We start from the raw sequence: 25,690 nt of genomic DNA on the forward strand, positions 1-25,690 counted from the left end.
CCATCTTATACTCAAACTGAGCATAGTGGACATGGCAATCACCTCCGCACGCACAGCCGCGCTCTACGATCGGGTACGGCGGTTCATCCCGCCGGTTGAGTGGCCGATTTTCGCCGACGATATCGACGCGATCCTCGATCTGAAGCGGCAGCGAAACGCCGTCGTCCTGGCGCACAATTACCAGACGCCGGAGATCTTCCACTGCGTCGCCGACATCGTCGGCGACAGTCTGGCGCTGGCGCGCAAGGCGATGACGGTCGAGGCCGATGTCATCGTGCTGGCCGGCGTGCATTTCATGGCCGAGACGGCGAAGCTGCTCAATCCGGGCAAGACGGTGCTCATTCCGGACACGGCGGCCGGTTGCTCGCTCGCCGAATCGATCACTCCGGAGGATGTCCGCCGCCTGCGCCAGTGTCATCCCGGCGTTCCGGTCGTCACCTATGTGAATACGTCCGCCGCCGTGAAGGCGGAATCCGACATCTGCTGCACGTCGGGCAATGCGAAGGCGGTCGTCGAAGCGCTCGGCGTGCCACGGGTCATCATGCTGCCGGACGAATATCTGGCCCGGAATATCGCCGCCGAGACCGACGTCGAGATCATCACCTGGCAAGGCCATTGCGAGGTGCATGAGCTTTTTGCCCCCGCCGACATCCGCCAGCTTCGCGAAGACCACCCCGGCGTGACGGTGCTGGCCCACCCCGAATGCCCGCCCGATGTGGTGGCCGAGGCCGATTTCGCCGGCTCGACGGCCGCCATGTCCGATTATGTCGCAAGGCAGAAGCCGTCTCGCGTGGTGCTGATGACCGAGTGCTCGATGAGCGACAACGTGGCGGTGGATCACCCGGAAATCGAGTTCATCCGACCCTGCAACCTGTGCCCGCACATGAAGCGGGTGACCCTTGCCAACATCCGCGCGGCGTTGGAACAGAACCGCCATGAGGTCACGATCGCTCCCGAGGTCGCCGGCCGCGCCCGGCTGGCCGTCGAACGGATGCTGGCAATATGAACGCCGACATCCGCGATCTGGCTGGCCGGCCGGTCATTGTCGGTGGCGGTATCGCCGGGCTGCTCACGGCGCTGCATCTCGCGCCGGAGCCGGTGATCCTTCTGTCGAAATCGCCGCTCGGCGCGGAGGCGTCGAGCGTCTGGGCACAGGGCGGGCTTGCCGCAAGTCTTGGCGACGATGACGAACCGGCAGCGCACCTCGCCGACACGCTCGCCGCCGGCGATGGTCTTTGCGATGCCGAGGCTGCAAGACGGATCGTGGAAGCGGCCCCCGCCGCGATCGAGGGCCTCACCCGCCTTGGCGTTCGCTTCGACCGCACGCCCAATGGGCGGCTGAGCCTCGGCCTTGAAGCCGCACACAGCCGGCGGCGGATCGTCCATGCCAGCGGCGACGGCAGCGGCCGCAAGGTCATGCGCGCGCTTGTCGCCGCCGTGCGCGCCTCACCGTCGATCACCGTCATCGAGGGCATCGAGGCACGCCGGCTGATATTGGAAGACGGCAGGATCACGGGTGTGGTGGCCGCCACCTCGACCGGGCCTGTGTTCCTGTCCACCGGGCGCGTCGTTCTCGCAACGGGCGGGATCGGTGGACTCTATGGCGACACCACGAACCCCCTCGGCAATTGCGGCCAGGGCCTCGCGCTCGCCGCCTGTGCCGGCGCGGTCATGGCCGACCTGGAGTTCGTCCAGTTCCATCCGACTGCACTTGACGGCCCCTCCCGTCCGATGCCGCTCATCAGCGAGGCCGTTCGCGGCGAAGGGGCAACGATCGTCGACGAGACCGGCCGGCGTTTTCTTGAGGGTATCGAGGGCGCCGAACTGGCTCCGCGCGACATCGTCGCACGCGCGATCTGGAAGCACCTTGCCGATGGCCATCGCGTCTTCCTCGACGCAACGCAGAAGCCCGGGGCAACCTTCGCGCAGCATTTCCCGACAATCGCCTCGGTCTGCCATCGCCGGCATCGATCCGTCGCTCGATCTCATTCCCATCCGTCCGGCGCAGCATTACCAGATGGGCGGCGTCGCCGTGGATCTTGCCGGCCGCACGTCCGTCGAGGGTCTATGGGCCTGCGGCGAGGTCGCCGCAACCGGGCTGCACGGCGCCAACAGGCTCGCCAGCAACTCGCTGACCGAAGCCGTCGTCTGCGCAAGCTGGGTCGCCGAGAGCGTTGTCGCTGCGCCGAGGCGTGGCGGCAGGCCCGTGACCATGCCGGACCTGCCCGCGCTGGACCTGCCCACGCCGGACCCAGGACCCGTGCGACCGATCCTCTCGCGCGCCCTCGGCGTCATGCGGAACGGCGAGGACCTGAAAGAGGCCGCGCGCGCCTTGTTGCCGCTCGTGCAGCAGCAGGGCGCCTCGTCCGATCCCGCCGCCGTGGGGTTGATGATCGCCGTCGCCGCCCTTGGGCGCGAGGAAAGCCGGGGCGCCCATTGCCGGACGGATTTCCCGAGCCATTCGGCCGTCGCCCGGTGCTCCCGGATCACGCTGGAGACGGCCATCGCCGCGGCTGAGGACCTTGCCGCCATCCCAATGCTTGAGAGAATTGCCTGATGACCCTTTCCCCCATTCCCGCAGTCATGCTCGAGCCAATGGTGCGGGCGGCGCTTCTCGAAGACCTCGGCAGGGCCGGCGACCTGACCTCGGATGCGATCGTCCCGAAGGAGCATCGGGCGACGACCGTGCTGACCGCACGTCAGGCCGGAGTGGTCGCCGGGCTCGATCTCGCCATGCTCGCCCTCCGGCTCATCGACCCGGCCGTCGAAATGAGCGTGCAGTGCCCGGACGGCAGCAAGGTCGCGCCGGGCGAGGTCATCGCATCCGTCAGCGGCCCGGCACGGGCAATCCTGACGGCGGAACGCACAGCGCTGAATTTCCTCTGTCATCTCAGCGGCATCGCCACGGTGACGGCCTCGATTGTCGCGGCCGTGGAGGGCCATGGCACGAGGATCGTCTGCACGCGCAAGACGACGCCCGGTTTGCGCGCCGTCGAAAAATACGCCGTGCGCGCGGGCGGCGGCTCCAATCACCGCTTCGGTCTCGACGACGCGATCCTGATCAAGGACAACCACGTCGCCATTGCTGGCGGCATTCGCCCCGCCATCGAGCGCGCGCGAAGCGCCGTCGGCCATCTCGTCAAGATCGAAGTCGAGGTCGATACGCTGGCCCAGCTGGAAGAGGCCATGGCTCTCGCCCCCGATGCCGTTCTTCTCGACAACATGTCGGCCGAGGAGCTTCGCCAGGCGGTGGAGATGGTCGGTGGCCGGGCGATCACAGAGGCATCTGGCCGGATCACGCCTGCGACAGCGCCGGCCATCGCCGCGACGGGCGTCGATCTGCTATCCATTGGCTGGTTGACTCACAGCGCGCCGATCCTCGATATCGGGCTCGACTATCGTGAGCTTTGACCGCTTGGCCCGATGGCGCCACGTCGCGCACTGCAATGAACGGGATGGACATGCACACAGCAACCGCGCAAAAGACCGCCCCTGAAGCCCGGTCGGCCGCCGGCCGCCGGACCTGGACGCTCGAAGAGGCCCGCGCACTCCACGACGCGCCGTTCAACGACCTGTTGTTTCAGGCGCAAACCGTTCATCGCCAGAACTTCGATCCCAACAAGGTCCAGCTCAGCCGGTTGCTCAGCATCAAGACGGGCGGATGTCCGGAGGACTGCGGCTATTGCAGCCAGTCGGCCCACCACCAGTCCGGCCTCAAGGCCTCCAAGCTGATGGAGGTCCAGCGCGTCATCGCCGAGGCGACCAAGGCGCGCGACGCCGGCGCGACGCGCTATTGCATGGGCGCGGCCTGGCGCAATCCCAAGGCCCGCGACATGGACGCGGTCGTGGCGATGGTCGAGGGCGTCAAGGCGCTCGGCATGGAGACCTGCATGACGCTCGGCATGCTGAGCGCCGATGACACCCAGCGCCTCAAGACCGCCGGCCTCGACTACTACAACCACAACATCGACACGTCCGAACGCTACTACGGCGAGGTCATCACCACGCGGACCTTCGCCGACCGCCTCGACACGCTCGCCAATGTCCGTGACGCCGGCATCAAGGTCTGCTGCGGCGGCATCGTCGGCATGGGCGAGGAGGCGGTGGACCGCATCGACATGCTGGTGACGCTGGCCAACCTGCCGGAGCCTCCCGAAAGCGTTCCGATCAACATGCTGATCCCGATCGAGGGCACCCCGCTTGCCGACGCCAGACCCATCGAGCCGATCGAATTCGTGCGGGTGATTGCGCTCGCGCGGATCATGATGCCGACGTCGCATGTCCGCCTGTCCGCCGGACGCACCGCCATGACCGACGAGATGCAGGCGCTCTGTTTCTTTGCCGGCGCGAACTCGATCTTCGCCGGCGACACGTTGCTGACGGCGGACAATCCAGGCGAGGACAAGGACAGCCAGCTGTTCCGCCGTCTCGGCATCGAGCCGATGGATCTTCAGACGCAATGAACGCGGCGCCGCTTGCCCGCTATGACGCGACGCTCCGGGGGCTGGCGCGCAAGGATCGGCTGCGGACACTGGCGCCGCGCGCCGGGCTCGACTTTTCCTCCAACGACTATCTCGGGCTTGCTGCGTCCGCGAGACTGGGCGAGGCGGTTGCCGCCGCGATTGCGAGGGGCACGCCGGTTGGCGCCACCGGGTCCCGGCTCCTGCGCGGCAATGCGCCGGAACACGAGGCACTGGAGGCAGACGCCGCAACCTTCTTCGGGGCCGAACGCGCGCTCTTCTTCGGCAGCGGTTACATCGCCAACGTCGCCCTCCTGACCACATTGCCGCAGAAGGGCGATCTGCTCGTCCTCGACGAACTTGCCCATGCCAGCATGCACGAGGGTGCGCAGGCCGGACGGGCGCATTTCGTGCTGGCCGCGCACAACGATGTCGATGCCGCCGAGGACGCCATCACGCGCTGGCGCGCCGCCGGCGGGATGGGGCGCGTCTGGATCGCGGTCGAAAGCCTCTACAGCATGGACGGCGACCGCGCACCGCTGGACGACCTGGTGGCGCTCTCAGGCCGGTACGAGGCCTTTCTCGTCGTCGACGAGGCGCACGCCACCGGCGTCTTCGGACCGGGCGGACGCGGACTTGCCGCCGCATTCGAGGGCCGCGAGAACATCGTCACGCTGCACACCTGCGGCAAGGCGCTCGGCGCCTCCGGGGCGCTGGTCGCGGGCCCGCGCACCCTGTGCGACTATCTCGTCAACCGCTGCCGTCCCTTCATCTACGCGACCGCACCGTCGCCGTTGATGGCGGTGGCGGTTCGCGAGGCGCTCGTCATGCTGGCCGACGAGTCCGAGCGGCGCAGCCGGCTGCATGACCACATCGCCGTCGCCGGCCGCCAACTGGCGGAACACTGCGGCGTCGCGTCCAGCGACTCGCAGATCCAGCCGGTCGTCATCGGCGACAACCGCCGCACAATGATGATTGCAAGCGAACTCCAGGCGCGCGGCTTCGATATCCGCGGCATCCGTCCGCCGACCGTGCCGGAGGGCACCTCGCGTTTGCGCATCTCGCTGACGCTCAATGTGGACGAAGCCGCCATTGCCGCCATGGTCGATGCACTGGCCGATGTGATGGCGCCGGCATGACGAAGCCCATCGTCGTCACCGGGACGGACACCGGCATCGGCAAGACCGTGTTTTCGTCGGGCCTTGCCGGCATGCTCGATGGCCACTACTGGAAGCCGGTGCAGTCGGGTCTCGACGAAGAGACTGACAGCGAGGTGGTCGCGCGGCTGTCCGGCCTTCCCGAGGGTCGCGTCTTGCCGGAAGCCTATCGCCTGAAAAACCCGCTGTCGCCGCACCGCTCGGCCGAACTCGACGGCGTTACGATCGAAGTGGATGGCCTCGTGCCGCCGGTCGTGCCGGGTCCGCTCGTCATCGAGAGCGCGGGCGGTCTGATGGTGCCGCTCGACCGGCAGACACGGTTCATCGATGTCTTCGAGCGATGGCAGTTGCCGGTCATTCTGTGCGCCCGCACGGTGCTCGGCACGATCAATCACACCCTGCTCTCGATCGAAGCCCTGCGCGCGCGCTCCATCCCACTCATCGGCATTGCCTTCATCGGCGATGAAATGGCCGATAGCCAGCGGACCATCGCGGACTTCGGAGGCGTGGCCGAGCTTGGCAGGCTGCCGCATCTCGATCCGCTGAATGCAACGACGCTGAGGGACGCCATGGCCGGCTTCGACCTCGCCCGGATTACGGGAGACGCATGATGTCCGGATCTCATGTCTGGCATCCCTTCACCCAGCACGCGGTCGAGCCCGCGATCCCCGAGATCGTGCGCACGGAGGGAGCCTATCTTCACAAGGCGGACGGCACGCGGGTTCTGGACGCCATCTCGTCCTGGTGGGTCGTCACCCACGGTCATCGTCATCCCCGCATCGTGAAGGCCATCGAGACGACGGCGTCGAGCCTTGACCAGATCATCTTTGCCGGCTTCACCCACGAACCGGCCGAGCGCTTGGCCAGTGAACTCGTCAGTCTTGCGCCCTCCGGCCTCGACTGGGTGTTTTATTCCGACAGTGGATCGACGGCTGTCGAGGTCGCCTTGAAGATGGCGCTCGGCTATTTCCGCAACATCGGTGCACCGCGCTCGCGCATCGTCGTCATGGAGAACAGCTACCACGGCGACACCATCGGAACGATGAGCGTCGGCGCGCGCGGCGTCTTCAACGCGGCCTACGAACCCCTGCTCTTCAACGTCGACACAATCCCTTTCCCCGCCGCTGGAAAGGAGCAGGAAACACTGGACCGCTTCGAGGCCATCGCGAGCGACGGCAGCGTTGCGGCCCTGATCGTCGAACCGCTGGTGCTCGGCGCCGGCGGCATGCTGATGTATCCGGCCTCCGTGCTGAGCGAACTGAAGCGGATCGCCGAGGCATCCGGCACGCTCCTGATCGCCGACGAGGTGATGACCGGCTGGGGACGCACCGGAACCCTGTTTGCCTGCGATCAGGCGTCGGTTACGCCGGATATACTGTGCACATCGAAGGGCCTCACAGGTGGCACGATCCCGCTCGCGGCGACGCTCGCCACAGACGCCATCTTCCAGGCGCACTACTCGGCGGACCGGCGCAAGACCTTCTTTCACTCAAGCTCCTACACCGCCAATCCGATCGCCTGCGCCGCCGCGCTCGCCAACGTCGAGATCTGGCGCGACGAGCCTGTCGCCGAGCGGGTCGCGGCCCTGAGCGCACGGCAGGCCGCGGGGCTCAAGCGCTTTGAAGGCAACCCCAGCTTCACAGACGGCCGGGTGACCGGAACGATCCTGGCGCTGGACCTTCAAGCCGATAACGCGGGCTATCTCGCCGAAATCGGGCCGAAGCTGCGCGCCTTCTTCCTCGATCGCGGCTTGCTCGTGCGTCCGCTCGGCAATGTCCTCTATCTGCTCCCGCCCTATTGCATCACAGCCGAGGAACTGGACGGGCTGCACGACGCCATTGAGGAGGCCGGCGAACGCTTCGGCGCGAAGACATGATCGGGTCGTCGCGCCTTCTCGGCTTCGGTCACCATGTGCCAGGCCGCAAGGTAATGAACGCGGAAATCGAGGCCGACCTCGGGCTGGAAGCGGGCTGGATCGAGCGGCGCACGGGCATCCTGTCGCGCTTCTGGGCGGCGGACCAAGATACGCTGTCGGGCCTTGCCACCCAGGCTGGCGAGATGGCGCTGGCGAATGCCGGAATCGTGCGCGGCGACATCGGCCTCCTCCTGCTCGCGACCTCGACGCCCGATCACCTCCTGCCGCCGAGCGGGCCGCTTGTGGCGCACAAGCTCGGGCTCGCCCGAGCGGGTGCGGTCGACCTGACCGGCGCCTGCGCGGGTTTCATCTATGCGCTGACATTCGCCGACGGTTTCGCCCGCCTGCACGGCAAGCCGGTGCTCGTCATCGCGGCCAATATCTTGAGCCGGCGTATCAATCAGGCCGAACGCGCCAGTGCCGTGCTCTTTGCCGATGCCGCGGGCGCAGTGGTGATCGGCCCCGGCGGAACGCCCGGTCAGGGCATTCTCGGTGCCTCGGTGGATTCGGATGGATCGCGCTACGGGCTGATCCAGATTCCCGCGGGCGGAAGCAACGAGCCGTTCCACGGCGGCCTTGAGCCAGAACAGACGCGCATGACGATCACCGACGGCCGCGAAGTCTTTTCGAAGGCTGTCGCGATGATGACGGCCTGCTCGCAGGACGCTCTCGCCGCAGCCGGTCTGGAGCCGAAGGAGATTGACCGCTTCGTGCCGCATCAGGCCAACGCCCGCATCTTCGATGCGGTCGGGCGCAACCTCGGCATCGAGGATCGCCGGATCGTCAAGACGATCGCCGACTACGGCAATTCCTCTGCCGCGACGATCCCGCTGTCGCTGTCGCTGGCCAGCCAAACGGCACCGTTCCAATCCGGCGAGAAACTCCTTCTCGCGGCGGCGGGCGCGGGCCTCAGCGGCGGTGCGCTCGTCGTTGGCTTTTAGCGGGTCGAGAGCCTGCCGGGAGAACAACAAAGTTGGTCGAGGAGAATGGAAGCGCCGCTACGGCCTCCGCCGGATGCGATGGCGTAGCCTTGCCAAAGCCTTCCCCCTTCAGAGGAATCCATTTCAGCCTATCCCACATGCTCTTGCAGGACTGAAACGCGCACATCCTCTTCGATAAGCTTCCAGATTTCGTCGACATAACGCGCGAACTCCGGCGTTCTCTTGATGCTCAGGGGCCGAGGCCGCGGCAGATCGACATCGACGATCTTGTTGATACGTCCGGGGCGACGCGCAAAAACGAAGACGCGATCGGACAGATAGACCGCCTCGTCGATCTGGTGCGTTACGAACAGAACGGTCTTGGCGCCGGCCTCCCAGACGCGCAGCAGTTCGGTCTGCATGATTTCGCGCGTCTGCGCGTCCAAGGCCGAAAACGGCTCGTCCATCAGCAGCAATTCGGGGTCGACCGCCAGCGCTCGCGCAAGGTTGGCGCGTTGCCGCATGCCCCCGGAGAGGTTGCGCGGCGGAAACCCGGCAAACCCATCCAGGCCCACGAGCTTCAGCAGCTCCGCAATCCGCTGCCGGGCTGCGTCATCGAGCGTGCCGTTGAGCTCCGGCCCGATCTGCACGTTCTCCTCAACGGTCCGCCAGGGCAAAAGGCTGTCCTGCTGGAAAACGAACCCCCGGTCCATTCCGGGCCCGGAAATGACCTTACCGTCAAGGCGGGCGGCGCCCGAGGACGCCGTTTCCAGCCCTCCGACGATCCTGAGAAAGGTCGTCTTGCCACATCCGGAGGGACCGACGATCGAGATGAACTCGCCATTCATCACATCGGCGGTGATCCCGCTGAGAACGTTGAGCCCGCCAAAGCTCTTGGTCAGCTCGGAGACGGCGAGCTTTCGATCCGATAGGGTCACGATGTCATTCCTTCCAGGGCAGAAGCCGGCCTTCCAGCCATTGGAAACCGCTTGTCAGGAGGATGCCCGACAGGGCGAGGATCGAAACGCCGGCGAAGAGTTCCGGCATGTTGAACGTCTCGGCCGATTGACTGATCAACTGCCCGAGGCCCGCTCTTGCGCCGAAGAGTTCGGCGACGACGACGCCGATCAGGCCGCGACCGATGCCGAGCCGCAGGCCGGCGAAGATGAACGGCAGCGCCGACGGAAGCGCGACTTTCAGAAAAACCTGGCGCCGGGAAGCGCCGAAGCTTCTGACCATCTCCACCAGTTGCGTGCTCGTGGTCCGGAGCCCCGTTTCGGTGTTGATGATGACCGGGAAGACGACGAGGATGGCCACGACCACGATCTTCGACACGATGCCGACGCCGAACCAGAGAATGAAGAGCGGCGCCAGGGCGACGGTCGGCGTCGCGTAGAGCCCCGAAATCCAGGGCTGCAGGGCCTGCTTGGCCGGAGCGGAACTCGAGATCAGCATTCCGACTGCAATGCCGAGAATGCAGGCGCCGACATAGCCGATGACGAACTCGAGCCCGCTGACCCACATGTGGTATTGCAGCTCGCCCGTGCGGGCCAGCTTCACCATGGCGCCGAACACCTGCGTTGGCGCCGCCAGGAACAGCGTCGATCCGACGATGACCCGGCTGATGAATTCCCACAGCAGGAGCCCGGAGAGGATCGACGCGATCGCCCATCGGTTGTCGAGGATGTGAGAGAGGGTCCGCGCGGGAAAGGACAGAACCGGCGCCCCCGGCTGACCGGCGTTGTCTGCAGCTTTAATTGCGCTCATGTGTTGTCCTGATCCGGGCAAGTGGAAGATCTGCTGTCATGTCGTTGCGCAGGCCGGTCGTCATAGCGGACGCGCCGCCTCGGCAATTTCTGCTCCGGTCGCCAGCCAGACACCGTCGTGGCGACAGATGTGTTCCAGGGCCCGGTCGACAGCGTCGATCCGGTGGGCGACCCCGGAGATGTAGGGATGCAGAGCGATGGGCAGCACGCGGGCCTGCACCTCGCCTTCGCGATACAGGACGTCGAACTGCCGGATGATCATGTCGGCGAAGTCGCCGGGCGACTGGTGCAGGGTCTCGTAGGCGCCCTTGTCGTTGATTTCGAAGGAATAAGGCACGGAGGCCAGCCGGCGTTCGCCGATCTGCATGAGATAGGGCTGATCGTCGTTGCACCAGTCGGCGACATAGTCGACATCGGCGGCGGCGAGATGACCCAGCGTATCCCAGCTCTCCTGCAGCCCCGCGCCGAGCCAGCCTTTCGGTCTCTTGCCGACGGCCTGTTCGATCGCGTCGAGCGTTCGCTGGATGAGCTTCGGCTCCTCCTCCGGCGGCACCTCGTTCAAGCGAACCGCGTTGCTCTCGCAATGGCCGATGAACTCCCAGTCTCGCGACCGGCATTCCTCGACGATCTCGGGATGATAGTCGCAGATGTCGCTGTTGAGCGCCGCCGTCCCCCGAATGCCATAGCGGTCCATGACCTCGAAGAGCCTGAAGATCCCGACCCGGTTGCCGTAATCGCGCCGGCTCCAGGACGGAACGTCCGGAATCTTGAGAGTGTTGGCCGTCGGGATCGCCTTGGTCAGCGGAAAGAATTCGATATTCGGGATAACCCAGACGGCAACCCGTGCATCGTTGCGGAAGCGGAATGGCGGACGCCGGTTGATCGCCGAGTATTTGAATGGTCCGTATGGTCCCGTCATCTTGCGGCTCTTTTCATCTCATGGCGGAAAGATGGTCGACGATTTCGGCCGACGTCATGACGTCCGCGTATTTGTGGTGCATGTCGAACAGGCCGATCTTGTGCGACAGGGGGCTGCGATCGAAGCAGCAATCCTCGGCGACCGTGACGTGATAGCCATGGGAATACGCGTCGACCACGCTGGCCCGGACGCAGCCGGATGTGCTCTCGCCGGCAATGATCACGCTCTGGATGCCGAGGCGCGCCAGATGCACCGTGAAAAGCGTGCCGAAGAACACGCTCGCCCTCTCCTTGGCGATGATCGTGTCGTCGTCCTCGGGGGCAAAGGCGTCGTGAATATCGAAATCGCCCGCCGCCGCCTCGGACCCGGTCCGCAACGTGGCCTTGACGCCGGCGCGTGGCACGCCCGTGCTGTAGAAGACGGGAAGTCCGCTCCGACGGGCTTCGGCGATGAGCCGAACCGTCGGAGGAATGGCGTTCCACGCCTCGATGCCGCAGCTCGAAGGGTAGGCATCGGCGACCTCGGCGATCGGCCGGGGACCGCCGGCATAGACGAGATTGTAGAGATCGATCAGCAGCAGAGCGGGCCGCGGGCCGACTTTGACCGCTCGGCTGTAGTGCCGGTAGAGATGCAGGACGTCCGCCGAAACGACGTCTTTCCAGCAGTGATCTTCGAAAGCGTTCATCGTGACTTTCCTGATCCCGCGCCCCGGGGGCCTTGCAGCCGGCTGGGGGCTGGGCTCGCAGCGGTCAGGCCACTGAGGACCCGACGCTGCGAGCGCCGGATGCACACCAGAGCGCAAGCGCTCAGGGGAGCATCGCGTTGACGGTATCGTCGATGAAGCGCTTCGGATCGGCAGCGCCCTTCAACTCTCCCGCATCGCCGAGGACTTTCACCGTCGACGCGAGGGCTTCCGGCGTCATGGTCGCCTTATCGGGGAAGATGTGCAGCGCCATGTAGTAGTCGTAGGTCTTCTCGACGTCCGGGCGCTTGGCACCCGACTCGGCGACCAGGATGTCGATGGCCTCTTCGCGGTTCGCCTTGTCGTAGAACCACGCGACACCCTCATGGAGACCCTCCAGGAATGATGTGACGAGGGCCGGGTGCGCTTTCGCCCATTCGACATTGGCCGCATAGCCGGTGAACGGCATGTCCTTCACATAGTCGGCCAGTTCGCCAAGCTTGCTGAACCCGGCCGCGGAGGCGGCGAAGCTCGCGGGCGGATACAGGATGGCCGCATCGACGGCGCCGGACTGCAGCGCGGCATAGCGGGCAGGCGTGGTTCCGGCATAGGTCAGGTCGTAGTCGCCGTCGTTCAATCCGTTCGGGACGGCCATCCGCTCGAAGAAGATCCGCGTGACGTCCTTGGCGCCGCCGACGATGACCATTTTGCCTTTGAGCCCGGCGATGTCCTTGACGTCCTGCTTGCCCCAAAGGCTGTAGGGCGGCACCAGGGTCTCGAGCGTCAGGAGCGACAGGCCCGCGCCCTGGTCGATGGCTCGGATCGGGTCGGTGAGACCGCCTGTGCCGAGGTCGCCCGAGCCGCCGGTGACCTGTTGCATCACCATCGCCGTCGAGGACGTCGAGAACAGATCGATGTCGATGTCACGGGACTTAAAGAAGCCCTTCGAGACGCCGATATAGAGCGGCCACTCGAGCGCCGACCCCTTTCCCGTGGTGATGATGCGAACGGTCTCCGCCTGCGCCGATGCGCTTCCCATCGCGAGAACGGCAAGACTAACAAGGAGCGCTTGCGCGATCCTGTAAATATAATTTCTCACTATCATTCCCCTATTGTTCATTTTCATGACGTTTACGAACATACGACCGTAGATTTTAAGATCGTAAGTTGTTATATCTTGATTTCGTATTGATTGTTATTTTAAAGCAATTAATATGCCATGATATACGCTGCGACAAATAACAAAATATGCTGGATTATTCGTCATGAAAGATAAATCAACATTCGCATCGACAGAGCGGGCGCCAATACAATGAAGACGCCCGGATTCATCGTCGTTACCGGCGCCGGCAGCGGAATCGGTCTGGCTCTCGTTGAGGCCGCCTTGGCGCGTGGCAGGAGCGTTCTGGCCTGCGACATCAGGATCGATGCCCTGGCGGCGCTCGATCATCCTGCCTTGACCGTCCGCGCCCTCGACGTCCGGGACGGGACTGCGATCAGGGCAGCCGTCGACGCCCTGCCTACAGAAGTGGCAATTGCCGGTTTGGTGACCAGCGCCGCCGTCTTCAAGCGCGTTCCGTTCCTTGAGCTGTCCGAAGAACTCTGGGACACGACGATCGGTGTCAACCTGACCGGCACGCTGACAGCCTGCCAGGCCGTGCTGCCACGCATGCGGGCGCAACGCTCGGGCAGCATCGTCATGCTCTCTTCGTCGCTCGCCCGCACAGGCTCGCCGACGGGTGGGCATTATGCGGCGACCAAGGGCGGCATTCTGGGCCTTGCCCGTTCGCTCGCGCTGGAACTTGCCGGCGAAGGGATTCGCGTGAACGTGGTCTCGCCCGGGCTCACCGATACGCCTCAGCCCCGGGCTCATCCAGGCGGCGCGGAAGCGATGGCCGAGCGCGCGAAAAGCATACCGCTCGGCAGGATCGGGCATCCCGACGATATCGTCGAAGCAATCGACTTCCTCATCGGCGACGAAAGCTCCTACGTCACCGGCCAGGATATTCGTGTCAACGGCGGCAGCCAGATCAGCTAGAATCGAAGCGATTTCACCATGAAAACAGTTCTCATCACCGGCGGTGCCAGCGGAATCGGCGCGGCGACTGCAAAGTGGCTCTGCAAGACGATGCGGGTCATCGTGGCCGATCTGGACGGCGGCAAGGCCGAGGACCTGGCCGCCGAACTGCGCACGCAGGGCCGTCAGTGTCACGGCTTTGCCGTCGACGTCGCCGACGCGGACTCCGTGCGGTCGCTCGTCCGCACCGTCGAGGAGCGCTTCGGCCCATTGGATGCGCTCTTCACCAATGCGGGCTCGTTCTTCCTTTCGGAGGTGTCGGACATGCCGCTCGACACCTGGACGCGCGAGATCGACGTCCATGTGAAAGGCACCTTTCTCTGCTGCCAGGCCGTGCTCGCCGGCATGGCCGCCCGACGCGAGGGTGCCATCGTGACCATGTCGTCCGACTACGCGGTCAGGGGAATGCGCGGCGGTGCCGCCTATGCCGCTTCGAAAAGCGCGATCTTCTCCTTGATGAAATCGCTGGCGCTCGAGTTCGCGCCGCAGAACATCCGCATCAACGCGGTGGGGCCCGGCCCGATCGAAACGCCGCTGCTCCGGCGGGGCATGACCGATGACGCATGGACCCGGTTCAGGCATGACCGCGCCGCACAGGTGCCGATGGGAAGGCTTGGCCAGCCGGAGGAGGTCGCAAGCGTTGTCGACTTCCTCCTTTCGGATCGCGCCCGCTTCATCACCGGTCAGATCATCCATCCCAATGGTGGGCAACTGAGCTGGTGAGGCGATCGATGGCCCGCCGGATACCAGGCTGCGCGGCGAAGACTGACGGCGGCGCGGCGATCGGGCTGTAGTCGTCGAAAGATCGATCGGGTCTGAGTGGCGTCTCAGATCAATGCGAGATGGCCGGCGCCGACCTCTTTCAGGGTTCTCCGGTCGGGCGTGTAGCCGACCGGGCGGACGGCGCTCTTGATTTCGGTGGCGGTGACGTCACCCATCTTGCGCATGCGTTGATCTGCAATCGGGACGGACGTGATCAGCCGTTTCGTGCAGGGGGGCGGATTGGAGATGATCGCCTTTTGATCGTGGGCGTCGGCGCGCCGTCCTGTTGTGGCGGTTGGGAGAGCGTAGTGGAGCGCTAACCGTGATCGAGAACTCCATGCTGACGGATTGGCTCACGGACTTTAGACTTTCGCTGGCTTTCAGGAGCATCCAAAAGACCCGTGCGGCACAGTGCCTATAATCAAGCCCTCAATTTTGACCGAGCAGCTATGTGACCTTGCAAAGCTGGAATGCCGGCGGCGTGAGTAACGCCTTTATGCGGTAGGCAGTGGAGCCTTACACTGTTGACGCGAATTGACATTCTTTTCCCGGCGGCAGCGCCATAGTTGGAACAGCCATCAGAACAAAGAACCCCTGCATGGAAGACGTTCAGTCAAAACTCGTGACAGCCATATTGATCGTGTTCGCCTGCGCCGTTCCGGTGCATGTTCTTTCCGTCAGGCGGGACAGGCAGACGGCGAATGCAATCTCGCTCAATGCGAAATACTGGGGCACTGTTCTGCTGGGACCGCCTCTCGGTTTGTTCTTGTTCCTGCTTTTCGTTGATCTTAGATCGCTCCTCATGGCTGCCCCCCGTCCGTCAGTCGCCGCTTCCGGCCACCTCGGCCTGATGTTCGATCTGTTTTTCCTGGGCCTGCCGTTGTCCTTTCCGCTGGGCCTTCCGGCCGCCTGCCTGTCAGCGTTCTGCGCGGCCGTGTTCGAGTACCACAACTGGTTTCAAAGCCGGATCGGCCGCCTTCTGCCTTACCTGATCGGAGGGGCGGTGAGCTTCGTCATGAGCAATGGATACCGGGTCTCATCGCTGTGGATGCCGAGAAACAATTTTTGGACCGAGCACCTGATCTGGTTTGGGCTGTGTCTTGCGGCCGGCATCGTGATCGAAACGGTCGCGTCCCTGATCAGGGCCCACCGGGACGGAGAATGGTGCTGGAATTTTGGCCGAAACCTGGATCCATGAGCCGCACACGAGCAGAGACGGTCGATAATGTGGCCGGCCGCAATGATTGGCCCTGTTTGAATTCGGTGGTCGACGGCAAACATTTGGCGTGCTGCCAGTTTGGCGCACAGCCGACCTTGATTCCTATGCTTACCTACTGCTTGCACAAGAGCGCATGCAGGTGTTGCGACCATAATCGCTGAACCAAATATCTTTTAATTTCAATGAAGTAAATGGCGCGCCCGAAAGGATTCGAACCTCTGACCCCCAGATTCGTAGTCTGGTGCTCTATCCAGCTGAGCTACGGGCGCATCCGGACCGAAGTGACTGCAATGGCCTTGGGCCTCGATCACTTCCGTCTTTAGGGTCGCGGGCATTGCCCGGCGACGGGATCGGACTAGTAGTCGCTCGTTTGCCTGAAAGCAAGCCCCGAAATTCGATCTTCCGAAAAATTCTTACGCGCGGCGGCTCAGGACGCGCGCGAGCGGCGCACGTCCTTGAGCTGAACCGGGCGGTCCGGAATTTCGATCTCGAAGGTCGTGCCCGGCGTGATGTCGAGCAGGGTGATCGTGCCGCCGTGAGCGCGTACGAGTTCGGCGGCGATGGCAAGGCCAAGGCCGGTGCCGCCCCGGCGCATGGAGCCCTGGAACGCCTTGAAGAGGCTCTCGCGTGCCTTCTCCGGCAGGCCGGGGCCCGTGTCGGCGACGCGGATGCGAACCACCGATCCGACGCGCTCGGCCGACAGCGTGATGCGGCTGACGAGGGAGGCATCGGCGGGGCCCTCCAGCGCCTGCGCGGCGTTGCGTACCAGATTGACGAGCACCCGGAACATCTGGTCCGGGTCCGCGTCGATCTCCAGCGCTTCGTCGACGGCGTTGATCCACTCGATATACCCGTGCCCGATCACGCCCGCCGTCTCGCCGACGTCGCCGGCAAGGCGATTGAGAGCGAGTAGCCGCCGGTTGGGCGCCTGCTCCTGTGCCTTGCCATAGGCGAGCACGGACTGGCAGTAGGTGATCGCCCTGTCGAGGGCGGCGATCAGCTTCGGCGCGACGCGCTGGACGGTCGGGTCGGCGACGCTCGCCAGGCGGTCGGAAACGAGCTGGGCCGAGGCCAGCATGTTTCGAAGGTCGTGATTGATCTTGGAAACGGCAAGGCCGAGGTCGGCAAGGTGTTTCTGCTGCTTCAGCATGTCCTGGAGACGCTGCTGCATTTCCGCAAGGCCGCGTTCGGCGCCGCCGATCTCGTCGGTCCGATTGGAGGGCTCTATGATATTGGCCGGGTTTTCCGGGTCCTCGGCAAACCGCCGCACGGCCTTGCCGATGCGCTTCATGGGCGCGATCAGCATGCGTTGCAGGCTGATGTAGACGAGGCTTGCCGTCACGACCGAAATCATCAGGGACAACAGCAGGATGTTGCGCGAGAAGGTCAGCATCTGCTCGCGCAGCGGCGCCTCGGAAAACACCATCTCCAGTTCGTGGTCGGGCTCTTCGGGAAAAGCGCCCGTCAGGCGGATCGTCCGGTCGCCGCCAAAGACCAGCGTGTCGAAGGCGTCATGGATCGAGGCGAGCGGTCCCAGCATGTCGATGCGGATGTCGCGATCGACCGTCGGCGGATGGGCCGTGGAGGCGAGCAGCCGCTTCATGCCGTCGTCGCGCACGGCCAGCGCGCTGGCGTCGAGTTCCTTCAGGAGGGTCGCCTGCATGGCCTCCGGCAGTTCCTCGTCATTCGGCACCAGCATCAGGGACCGGGCGGCGATCAGGCCGTTGCGCAGGCGTGCCTCCAGCACGGTGCGCTCGAAATTGGCGATCGAGGGCACATAGATCAGCACCTCGCTCAGCATCACGAACAGGATCGTGAGCATGAGCAGGCGCGCCGACAGGCCGATGCGGCCCCTTGGGGTCTCGCCGGCGGGGGGCTCCTTGCCCTCTGTCATTGCAGACTGTCTTGCATGGCAGTGACCCTCGGCGTCCTCGATAGGGCAATCATCAGCAACGTTCCGGTATTTCGTGCCGTCATATCGTGATTGTCCTGACGGTTTGGAAGACTGTCTTGTACGGATCCGGCGAAATTTGGAACGCTGTGCAGGAAATGGCGCGGTGCCGTCTCAGCCGAACCTGCGCAGCACCGCCAGCACGCGCCGCAGCCAGGGATTGGCGGTCGCGTCGCCATAATAGGTCAGAGCGGCCCGCTTGACGATCTCGCAGAGGGTCGGATAGGCGAACACGGTCCCGGCAAAGTCCTTTACGGTCATCTTCCGGCAGACGGCAAGAGACAGGAGGCCGATGATCTCGCCAGCCTGCGGTCCGGCGACGGCCGCCCCGAGAATGCGCCCGCGCGGGCCGACGATGAGCTTGAGGTGACCCTCGGTCTCGCGCTCGGTCTGAGCCCGGTCATTGCCGGCAAAGGCCGCCGTCAGCACCTTCACCCGGCCGCCGTGGCGCCGGCGCGCCTGGCCTTCCGAAAGCCCGACCGCACCGATCTGCGGATCGGTGTAGGTGCACCACGGCACGATGTCCCGATTCTCCCTGACCGGCAGGCGAAAGAGGATCGCCCGGACGACGAGGCCCGCATGATAGCCGGCCCAGTGGGTGAACTGAAACGAGCCGGCCACCACGTCGCCGATGGCGTAGACCTTGGGATTGTTCGTGCGCAGCGACCGGTCCGTCCGGATACCGCGCCGGTCATGGCCGATGCCGGCCGCATCGAGGCCGAGATCGTCGATATTCGCCGTCCGTCCGGCGGCGACCAGCAGATGCGAGGCACCGATCGTCCGGAGGCCGGCCTCGTTCTCGATGTCGACGGCGACGCCATCCTCCGTCTTGCGCACGGCGACAACGCGCGTCTGTTCGAGGATCGCGATGCCCTCGTCGGCGAGCCGCTTCAGAACAAGAGCGACAAGCTCCGGGTCGTCCTTGGCGAGCGGCTTGGCTGCCTCGATGACGCTGACCTCGGCGCCGAGCCTGCGATAGGCCTGCCCAAGCTCCAGGCCGATCGGACCGCCGCCGATGATGGCAAGGTGACGCGGCACCTCGGCGAGGTCGAAGATGGTCTCGTTGGTGAGATAGGGGACGCTGTCGAGGCCCGGGACGGGCGGCACGAAGGCGCGCGAACCGGTGGCGATGACGAAGCGCCGGGCCCGGATCGTATGGTCGCCCGCCTCGACGGTGTCCGGCCCGGTGAACCGGGCAGGGGCCCGGATGACGGTGGCGCCGAGCCCTTCGAACCGCGCCTGCGAGTCGTGTGGCGCGATGGCGTCGATGACGCCGTGTACATGGCCGCGAACGCCGGCCGGGTCGATTTTCGTGACGGATGCGTGGACGCCGAAGTTGGCGCCTGCGGTGACGGCATGCGCATGGCCGGCAGCGGCGATCAGCGCCTTGGAGGGCACGCAGCCGGTGTTGAGGCAGTCGCCGCCCATCTCGCCCTTTTCGATCAGCACCACGTCGACGCCGAAGGCGCGTGCGGCGGCGACCACCGTCAGTCCTGCCGATCCGGCACCGATGACGCAAATGTCGGGGGTCAGGACGGATGTCATGGGCGAACTCCTTGTCCGGACTTGCGTCTGATCGCCTTGACCGCGATCGGCAGCAGCGAAATGAGCCCGAGCGCGGCGAAGGCGGCCAGAAGCTGAGGCGTCAGCAGCGCGCCGACGTCGATATGCGGCGTGCAGTCGGGATCGGCCGCACAGGCCGGCTGGGCGGCGATCTGCGCCGCGACGACGGAATCAAGGCCGGACCCGATCACGGTGAAGGCGAAGGTGCCGGGCAGGATGCCGAGCGCGGTGGTGACGAGAAACACCGGAAAGGGAACCCCGAACAGCGCCGGCGCCAAGTTGACGACCCAGAAGGGGAAGATCGGCACCAGGCGCAGGAAGAGAAGGTAGGAGAAGGCGTTCTCGCGAAACCCGTCGGCAAACCGCTTCAGCCGTGGTCCGGCGCGTGCGGTCAGGGCCTCGCCGATCGAGGTTCGGGCAAGGGCAAAGAGGAGGCTCGCGCCGATGGTGGCGGCCACGACGACCACGATGCCGGCCAGCAGCCAGCCGAACAGAAAGCCGCCGGCCAGCGTCATGATCGCAAGCCCCGGGATCGAGACGGCCGTCGCCACGACATAGAAAAGGCTGAAGAAGAGGAGAGAGAGGGCGAAATGGTCGCTGACGAGGGCGTTGAGCTTCTGCCGGTGCTCGATCAGAGTGGCGATCGACAGATATCGATGCCCGCCCAGCGCCAGAAAGGCGGCCAGCGCGAGAAAGAGAACGAGGAAGGGCAGGCTTCGCCGGAGAATGGAGGCTTTTCCGGTTGCGTTTGTGCTCATTGCCCTGCCGTTCGCGTCGATCTGGTGCCGGTCATGGCGCCGCGGGATTGCGGACCACCCGTAGGGCATGACAAAAGCGGCCTTCGAAAGACCCGCCGCGCCCATACCCGCCTCGTTGGCATGCACGCAAGCGCCGTGGGCTGCAAGCGGCTCGCATGCGCTCTCACTGGCTTTTGATGACCGTTTGGGGTGCACTGGCCAGGGCGTGATCGGGGTGTGGCATGCGACGGTGCTCCCGCGGCGCAGGATTTTTGCCTGAGAAGGGCCAATGGCGCGTTGACGCGGACCTTCCCTCTCCCTTATAAGCCGGGCACGAATGGAAGGGCGCCTGCTTCCTCTGCGGCTCATTGTAGCCGGCAGTGCGAAGGCGCCTTTTCCATCTGTCCATTGCAGAGGCGGTATTCGGCAGCCATTCCAGGAGTGGAGGGCGAACCCGGTTGTCCGCCACAACAGATGAAGGACCGCCCGAGGGCGGTGAAGATCGATGAAGCGGACTTATCAACCCTCCAAGCTGGTGCGCAAGCGCCGTCACGGCTTCCGCTCCCGCATGGCCACCGTTGGTGGTCGCAAGGTGATCGCTGCTCGCCGCGCCCGCGGCCGCAAGCGGCTTTCGGCCTGATCTGGTGATGTCGGGCATCCGGTCAGTTCGGTGAACGAGCGGCGGAGCCCAGCCCCATGACCAGACTGAAAAAGCGCGCTGAGTTTCAGAAAGTCGCCCGGGGTGTGCGAACGCCCCGGCGCGGCTTTTTGCTGCAATCGATCCGCCGGTCGGCGGAGGGAGACGCGCGTTTCGGCTATACGGTCACCAAGAAGATCGGCAACTCCGTCGAGCGCAACCGCATTCGGCGCCGTCTGCGCGAGGCTGTCCGGCTCTTTGGCGAGACGGTGGCCGCGCCCGGTGTCGATCATGTGCTGATTGGCCGGCGGCCTGCCCTGACCCTTGCCTTCGATGACCTTGTCGCCGATCTGAAAGGCGCGCTCAACGCCGCGCGCAAGGCCCATGATCTGCGTCGCGCCGGCAAGGCGGACGCCAACCCAGATGGGACGCAAGGTCCGCGCGGTCCTGGCAGGACTGCTCCGGCCCCCGAGGCTGCCACCCCGTCCGAAAGACGCTCCGATGTCTGAGAACCGCAATCTTTTCCTCGCGATCATCCTGTCCGTGGCCGTGATGCTTGGCTGGCAGTTCTTCTTTGCGCCGAAACCGCCGGAGACGACGCAGCAGGCACAGCAGCAGGCGGCGGATGCGGCGAAGTCCGAGGGCATGACCGCCCAGGCGCCCGGCCAGTCGCCGGGCACGGCAGCCGCTCCGGGCACCGCGGCGGCGCCGGCGATGCTGAAGCCGCGCACACAAGCGATCGCGGAAAGCTCCCGCGTTCCCCTGGAAACGGCTGGCATCAGCGGTTCGATCAATCTGAAGGGTGCCCGGATCGACGATGTCGAGCTCAACGACTATCACGAGACGGTCGACCCGACGTCGCCCAAGGTGACGCTGCTGAGCCCCGGCGATTCGACCGAGGGCTATTTCGCCGAGGTCGGCTTCGTGGTTCCGGCCGGAACGTCCGCCAAGGTGCCGACGGCCGATACCGTCTGGACGGCGCCGGAAGGCGCGAAGCTGACGCCCACGACCCCCGTCACGCTGACCTGGGACAATGGCGAGGGGCTCCTCTTCAAGCGCACCATTTCGATCGACGACGCCTACATGTTCACCATCAAGGACGAGGTGGAGAACACGGGAACGGGCGAGATTTCCCTTTTCCCCTACGGCTTCGTGCAGCGCCATTCGATCCCGCAGGACCGCTCCACCTACGTGCTGCACGAAGGTCTGATCGGCGTCTTCGGCGAGAAGGGCCTCGACGAGGTCAAATACGCCACCGTCAAGGACGAGGGCGAGGTCAAGCCGGAAAAGGCCACCGATGGCTGGCTCGGCATGACGGACAAATACTGGGCGACCGTCCTGATTCCGGACAAGTCCGACCCCTTCCAGCCGCGCTACCTCTACACCGCCGCCAACGGGCCGGAGACCTGGCAGGCCGACTATCTCGGCGAGGCGATCAAGGTTGCCCCCGGCGCGACGGCGTCCAACACGACCTTGCTCTTCGCTGGCGCGAAGGTCAGTTCGACGCTCGATGCCTACGGGACCCAATACGACATCCGCAAGTTTGATCTCCTGATCGACTGGGGCTGGTTCTACTGGCTCACCCGGCCGATGTTCTGGGTCATCGACCACTTCTACAAGCTCTTCGGTAACTTCGGTGTCGCGATCCTGCTCGTCACGGTCTGCGTCAAGGCGATCTTCTATCCGCTCGCCAACAAGTCCTATGTGTCGATGAGCAAGATGAAGCTCGTCCAGCCGAAGATGCAGGAGATCAAGGAGCGCTACGCCGACGATCGCGCGCAGCAGCAGCAGGCGATCATGGAGCTTTACAAGACCGAGAAGATCAATCCGCTGGCAGGCTGCCTGCCGGTGGTGATCCAGATCCCGGTCTTCTTCTCGCTCTACAAGGTGCTCTACATCACCATCGAGATGCGGCACGCGCCCTTCTTCGGCTGGATCCACGATCTGTCGGCGCCGGATCCGACGACGATCTTCAACCTCTTCGGCCTCATCCCCTTCGATCCGATGACCATCCCCGTCTTCGGCCACTTCCTGATGCTCGGCGTTTGGCCGTTGATCATGGGCGTGACGATGTTCCTGCAGATGAAGCTCAATCCGACTCCGCCGGATCCGACGCAGGCGATGATCTTCAACTGGATGCCGCTGATCTTCATGTTCATGCTGGCGAGCTTCCCGGCCGGTCTCGTGATCTACTGGGCCTGGAACAACACGCTCTCGGTCATCCAGCAGTCGGTGATCATGAAGCGCCAGGGCGTGAAGATCGAGTTGTGGAACAACATCAAGTCTCTCTTCGGAAAGAAGGAAGCAAAGAGCTAGGCCGGGCATCGCCGCACGGCGGAACGCCGATCCTGCTCCTGATCCTTATGACAAACGATGAAGCCGGCTTGGCCGGGTGCGATCCGCGCCTTGCCAAGCCGACGGCGCTCGCCGCCGAAACCGGGGCCAGACCATGACCACTCCCGAGACCTCCGAAGAACAAGAGGCCGTGGCGCTTGAATCCGGACGGCTGCTCTTTGCCCGGCCCTGGTCCTTCGTGCGCGGCATTTCCGACATGGAGTCGCTGCCCGTCGCGGGCGGGACCGAGATCGCCTTCGCCGGCCGGTCGAATGTCGGCAAGTCCAGCCTCATCAATGCGCTGACGGGGCAGGGCGGTCTTGCCCGCACATCCAACACGCCGGGCCGCACCCAAGAACTCAACCTCTTCCGTCCCGAGGGCGTCGACAACCTGCTCGTCGTCGACATGCCCGGCTACGGCTATGCCAAGGCGCCGAAGGCGCAGGTGGATGCCTGGAACCGCCTCGTCTTTTCCTATCTGCGTGGCCGCCCGAACCTGCGCCGCGTCTATGTGCTCATCGACGCTCGTCACGGCATAAAGGAAAATGACGGGGAGGTCCTGTCGATGCTCGACAAGGCGGCCGTCTCCTACCAGATCGTGCTGACCAAGGCCGATAAGATCGGCGCGAAGGATCTGGAAGCCTGCATCGCCGACACCGAGGCCAAGATCCGCAAACGTGCCGCCGCCTTTCCGACGATCGTCGTCACGTCGTCCGAGAAGGGGCGCGGCATCGACGTCCTGCGCGCCGCGGTCTGGACGTTAACCACCGAATAAATTGCTTTTTTCGATTTGGTGCAATCTCGGATTGGATACCCTAGATTGCACCGCGATGCTGAAACCTGCCTGCCCCGATGCCCTCGCGAACAGTTTCCTCGCCGAAACATGTCGCGCCTTCGATGCCGCTTTCGATCTGGATGCCGAACGAATCGCCGAACCTGCCCTCTGGCAGTTCGGGGCGGTTCTTCTGGTTGGCCTCCTGCTCGCAAGGCTTCGTGCCTGGCGCTATGTGGTGCCGCCAACAAGCCGTGAGACCGGCTTGTTCTGGCCGGAACCCGAAGGAGAACCCCGCGGTTCCGATCTCGACCGGATAGGCTCCCTTCTTTCAAGGGTTGCCGTGGGGCTTGGCGCACCGGATGGTGGAGCCTCGCTGGCCGTCGATGTCCGTGCGGCCGTGGAAATGCTTCACGCATCCCCGGCGAGTGCGCACCCGGTCCTCGGCATGGGCCTGAACGCACTCGGCGAGGAAATCGCGCGGCTGAGGCAGACCGCTGACGCCTGTGACGACACCGAGGCCGCCGACGTCGATACGGCGGGGGACATCGCCTTTCGGGCTGCCGCTCTCGCCCATTGCTTCAAGAGCCTCGCGCGCCGCCTGCGCGGAGAGGTCTGGTCGGACGGTCCGCTTCTTAACGAGGCCGGTCTGACCGCACTTGAGGAGCGGTTCGGCGTCGATCATTCGGCGCTCCGGTACCTGGAGCCCTTGACGATGGACGAGACGTTTCTGTCCGCCGGGAGCGAATGATCGCCGGCGACCGGGCCTCTTCCCATTGAGACCTTTTTCAAAAGCCGGTATACGGCACGCGGCCTTCACGCCGCCTTTCCCGTGATCCCATCCGGAGACGCCGTCCCATGCCCACCACCAGCGACCTTGCCAACGGCCTGTCGGAGGCAAACCAGGTCTCGCGCGCGCGGATCATCTCCGAGGCGCTGCCCTTCATGCAGCGCTACGACGACAAGACCATCGTGGTGAAATACGGCGGCCATGCCATGGGCGACGAAGCCCTTGCGCGCGCCTTCGCCCGCGACGTCGTACTCCTGAAGCAGTCCGGCATGATGCCCATCGTCGTCCACGGCGGCGGGCCGCAGATCGCCGCGATGCTCGAAAAGCTCGGCATCAAGTCCGAGTTCAAGGCCGGCCTCCGCGTAACCGACAAGGCGACCGTCGAGATCGTCGAGATGGTGCTGGCCGGCTCCATCAACAAGGCGATCGTTTCCGCGATCAACGCCGAGGGCGGACGCGCCATCGGCCTGTGCGGCAAGGACGGCAACATGGTCGAGGTGGAGCGCGTCACCCGCACCATGCGCGACCCGGACAGCAACATCGAGAAGGTCGTCGATCTTGGCTTCGTCGGCGACCCGAAGAAGGTCAATCCCGCTGTCCTCAACATGGTGGCGAAGGAAGACCTCATTCCGGTCATCGCCCCGGTCGCGCCTGGGATCGACGGCGAAACCTACAACGTCAACGCCGATACCTTCGCCGGCGCCATCGCCGGTGCGCTCGGCGCGACGCGGCTGCTTTTCCTGACCGACGTTCCGGGCGTGCTCGACGCCCAGGGCAAGCTGATCAAGGAACTCTCGGTCGCCGAGGCCCGCCGCCTCATCACCGACGGCACCATCTCCGGCGGCATGATCCCCAAGGTGGAAACCTGCATCGAGGCGCTGGATCGCGGCGTCGAGGCGGTCGTGATCGTCAACGGCAAGACGCCCCATGCGGTGCTGCTCGAGATCTTCACCGAGCATGGCGCCGGCACGATGATACACCGCTGATTTAGTGGGGTCGCATTCAGCGATTCCGCATCGCGAAAGAATG

The 25,690-nt window shown here is 64.8% G+C and carries 24 protein-coding genes, 1 tRNA gene and 1 pseudogene; 17 read left to right on the top strand and 9 right to left on the bottom strand.

Annotated elements, in window-relative coordinates; all coding sequences use genetic code 11:
• Positions 1-31 precede the first annotated feature (31 nt).
• From nadA to HDIA_RS02535, 8 genes and pseudogenes are all read left to right on the top strand, one after another.
• Positions 32-1,006: a quinolinate synthase NadA gene (gene nadA, locus HDIA_RS02500; protein WP_099554047.1), complete on the top strand. Its 975-nt coding sequence runs from the start codon at positions 32-34 to the stop codon at positions 1,004-1,006.
• A pseudogene (locus HDIA_RS02505) lies at positions 1,003-2,557 on the top strand (L-aspartate oxidase). The gene nadA and the pseudogene HDIA_RS02505 overlap by 4 nt, the downstream one beginning before the upstream one ends.
• Positions 2,557-3,411 (top strand): carboxylating nicotinate-nucleotide diphosphorylase, encoded by an 855-nt coding sequence (nadC, locus tag HDIA_RS02510; protein WP_173796174.1) that lies wholly within the window; start codon positions 2,557-2,559, stop codon positions 3,409-3,411. Before HDIA_RS02505 ends, nadC begins: the two are co-directional and overlap by 1 nt.
• 50 nt (positions 3,412-3,461) lie before the next feature.
• Complete coding sequence (bioB, locus tag HDIA_RS02515) at positions 3,462-4,463, top strand: biotin synthase BioB (RefSeq protein ID WP_099558672.1); 1,002 nt, start codon at positions 3,462-3,464, stop codon at positions 4,461-4,463.
• Complete coding sequence (locus tag HDIA_RS02520; RefSeq protein WP_099554050.1) at positions 4,460-5,599, top strand: 8-amino-7-oxononanoate synthase; 1,140 nt, start codon at positions 4,460-4,462, stop codon at positions 5,597-5,599. The genes bioB and HDIA_RS02520 overlap by 4 nt, the downstream gene beginning before the upstream one ends.
• A complete protein-coding gene (gene bioD, locus HDIA_RS02525; protein ID WP_099554052.1) occupies positions 5,596-6,228 on the top strand; it encodes a dethiobiotin synthase in 633 nt (210 codons plus the stop codon). The genes HDIA_RS02520 and bioD overlap by 4 nt, the downstream gene beginning before the upstream one ends.
• Positions 6,228-7,493 carry an adenosylmethionine--8-amino-7-oxononanoate transaminase gene (locus HDIA_RS02530; RefSeq protein WP_099554054.1) on the top strand — a complete coding sequence of 422 codons (1,266 nt, stop codon included), beginning with the start codon at positions 6,228-6,230 and terminating at the stop codon, positions 7,491-7,493. Before bioD ends, HDIA_RS02530 begins: the two co-directional genes overlap by 1 nt.
• Complete coding sequence (locus HDIA_RS02535) at positions 7,490-8,473, top strand: beta-ketoacyl-ACP synthase III (RefSeq protein ID WP_099554056.1); 984 nt, start codon at positions 7,490-7,492, stop codon at positions 8,471-8,473. Before HDIA_RS02530 ends, HDIA_RS02535 begins: the two co-directional genes overlap by 4 nt.
• Before the next feature lie 128 nt (positions 8,474-8,601).
• Here HDIA_RS02535 and HDIA_RS02540 read toward each other — a convergent pair whose 3' ends face one another.
• From HDIA_RS02540 to HDIA_RS02560, 5 genes are all read right to left on the bottom strand, one after another.
• Complete coding sequence (locus HDIA_RS02540) at positions 8,602-9,390, bottom strand: ABC transporter ATP-binding protein (protein WP_245884131.1); 789 nt, start codon at positions 9,388-9,390, stop codon at positions 8,602-8,604.
• A 4-nt stretch (positions 9,391-9,394) separates the two neighbouring features.
• The gene (locus HDIA_RS02545) at positions 9,395-10,219 is read right to left on the bottom strand and encodes an ABC transporter permease (RefSeq protein ID WP_099554058.1); all 825 of its coding nucleotides are present in this window, start codon (positions 10,217-10,219) and stop codon (positions 9,395-9,397) included.
• A gap of 60 nt (positions 10,220-10,279) precedes the next feature.
• On the bottom strand, positions 10,280-11,137 hold the full coding sequence (locus tag HDIA_RS02550; RefSeq protein WP_099554060.1) for a polysaccharide deacetylase family protein: 858 nt from the start codon (positions 11,135-11,137) through the stop codon (positions 10,280-10,282).
• A 13-nt stretch (positions 11,138-11,150) separates the two neighbouring features.
• Positions 11,151-11,822 (bottom strand): isochorismatase family protein, encoded by a 672-nt coding sequence (locus HDIA_RS02555; protein ID WP_099554063.1) that lies wholly within the window; start codon positions 11,820-11,822, stop codon positions 11,151-11,153.
• Positions 11,823-11,943: 121 nt separating this feature from the next.
• Positions 11,944-12,918, bottom strand: coding sequence for an ABC transporter substrate-binding protein (locus HDIA_RS02560; protein ID WP_157775169.1), 975 nt, complete (start codon positions 12,916-12,918; stop codon positions 11,944-11,946).
• A 213-nt stretch (positions 12,919-13,131) separates the two neighbouring features.
• Here HDIA_RS02560 and HDIA_RS02565 point away from each other — a divergent pair, with 213 nt between their 5' ends.
• The 3 genes from HDIA_RS02565 to HDIA_RS02575 all read left to right on the top strand — a co-directional run bounded on the left by HDIA_RS02565 (position 13,132) and on the right by HDIA_RS02575 (position 15,856).
• Entirely contained in the window at positions 13,132-13,857 is a 726-nt protein-coding gene (locus HDIA_RS02565) for an SDR family NAD(P)-dependent oxidoreductase (RefSeq protein WP_099554066.1), read from the top strand.
• Positions 13,858-13,875: 18 nt separating this feature from the next.
• A complete protein-coding gene (locus HDIA_RS02570; RefSeq protein WP_099554068.1) occupies positions 13,876-14,619 on the top strand; it encodes an SDR family NAD(P)-dependent oxidoreductase in 744 nt (247 codons plus the stop codon).
• Between the two features lie 637 nt (positions 14,620-15,256).
• On the top strand, positions 15,257-15,856 hold the full coding sequence (locus tag HDIA_RS02575) for a hypothetical protein (RefSeq protein ID WP_099554070.1): 600 nt from the start codon (positions 15,257-15,259) through the stop codon (positions 15,854-15,856).
• 213 nt (positions 15,857-16,069) lie between these two features.
• Here HDIA_RS02575 and HDIA_RS02580 read toward each other — a convergent pair.
• The 4 genes from HDIA_RS02580 to HDIA_RS02595 form a co-directional block, all read right to left on the bottom strand.
• Positions 16,070-16,146 (bottom strand) — tRNA-Arg (locus HDIA_RS02580).
• Positions 16,147-16,304: 158 nt separating this feature from the next.
• The gene (locus HDIA_RS02585) at positions 16,305-17,771 is read right to left on the bottom strand and encodes a sensor histidine kinase (RefSeq protein WP_099554071.1); all 1,467 of its coding nucleotides are present in this window, start codon (positions 17,769-17,771) and stop codon (positions 16,305-16,307) included.
• A 171-nt stretch (positions 17,772-17,942) separates the two neighbouring features.
• Positions 17,943-19,373 (bottom strand): dihydrolipoyl dehydrogenase family protein, encoded by a 1,431-nt coding sequence (locus HDIA_RS02590; protein WP_099554072.1) that lies wholly within the window; start codon positions 19,371-19,373, stop codon positions 17,943-17,945.
• A complete protein-coding gene (locus tag HDIA_RS02595) occupies positions 19,370-20,149 on the bottom strand; it encodes a TVP38/TMEM64 family protein (RefSeq protein WP_099558674.1) in 780 nt (259 codons plus the stop codon). The genes HDIA_RS02590 and HDIA_RS02595 overlap by 4 nt, the downstream gene beginning before the upstream one ends.
• Positions 20,150-20,633: 484 nt before the next feature.
• Between HDIA_RS02595 and rpmH the strand changes: the two genes are divergently transcribed.
• From rpmH to argB, 6 genes are all read left to right on the top strand, one after another.
• Positions 20,634-20,768, top strand: a complete 135-nt coding sequence (gene rpmH / locus HDIA_RS02600; protein ID WP_099554074.1) for a 50S ribosomal protein L34 — start codon at positions 20,634-20,636, stop codon at positions 20,766-20,768.
• Positions 20,769-20,824: 56 nt separating this feature from the next.
• On the top strand, positions 20,825-21,274 hold the full coding sequence (gene rnpA / locus HDIA_RS02605; protein WP_099554076.1) for a ribonuclease P protein component: 450 nt from the start codon (positions 20,825-20,827) through the stop codon (positions 21,272-21,274).
• Positions 21,267-23,081: a membrane protein insertase YidC gene (yidC, locus tag HDIA_RS02610; protein ID WP_099554078.1), complete on the top strand. Its 1,815-nt coding sequence runs from the start codon at positions 21,267-21,269 to the stop codon at positions 23,079-23,081. Before rnpA ends, yidC begins: the two co-directional genes overlap by 8 nt.
• A gap of 133 nt (positions 23,082-23,214) precedes the next feature.
• Positions 23,215-23,874, top strand: a complete 660-nt coding sequence (gene yihA, locus HDIA_RS02615; protein ID WP_099554080.1) for a ribosome biogenesis GTP-binding protein YihA/YsxC — start codon at positions 23,215-23,217, stop codon at positions 23,872-23,874.
• A 55-nt stretch (positions 23,875-23,929) separates the two neighbouring features.
• Complete coding sequence (locus HDIA_RS02620; protein ID WP_099554081.1) at positions 23,930-24,622, top strand: hypothetical protein; 693 nt, start codon at positions 23,930-23,932, stop codon at positions 24,620-24,622.
• A gap of 194 nt (positions 24,623-24,816) precedes the next feature.
• Positions 24,817-25,647: an acetylglutamate kinase gene (argB, locus tag HDIA_RS02625; RefSeq protein ID WP_425432970.1), complete on the top strand. Its 831-nt coding sequence runs from the start codon at positions 24,817-24,819 to the stop codon at positions 25,645-25,647.
• Positions 25,648-25,690 lie beyond the last annotated feature (43 nt).

The organism is Hartmannibacter diazotrophicus (assembly GCF_900231165.1).
In the GTDB taxonomy this organism is placed as follows: domain Bacteria; phylum Pseudomonadota; class Alphaproteobacteria; order Rhizobiales; family Pleomorphomonadaceae; genus Hartmannibacter; species Hartmannibacter diazotrophicus.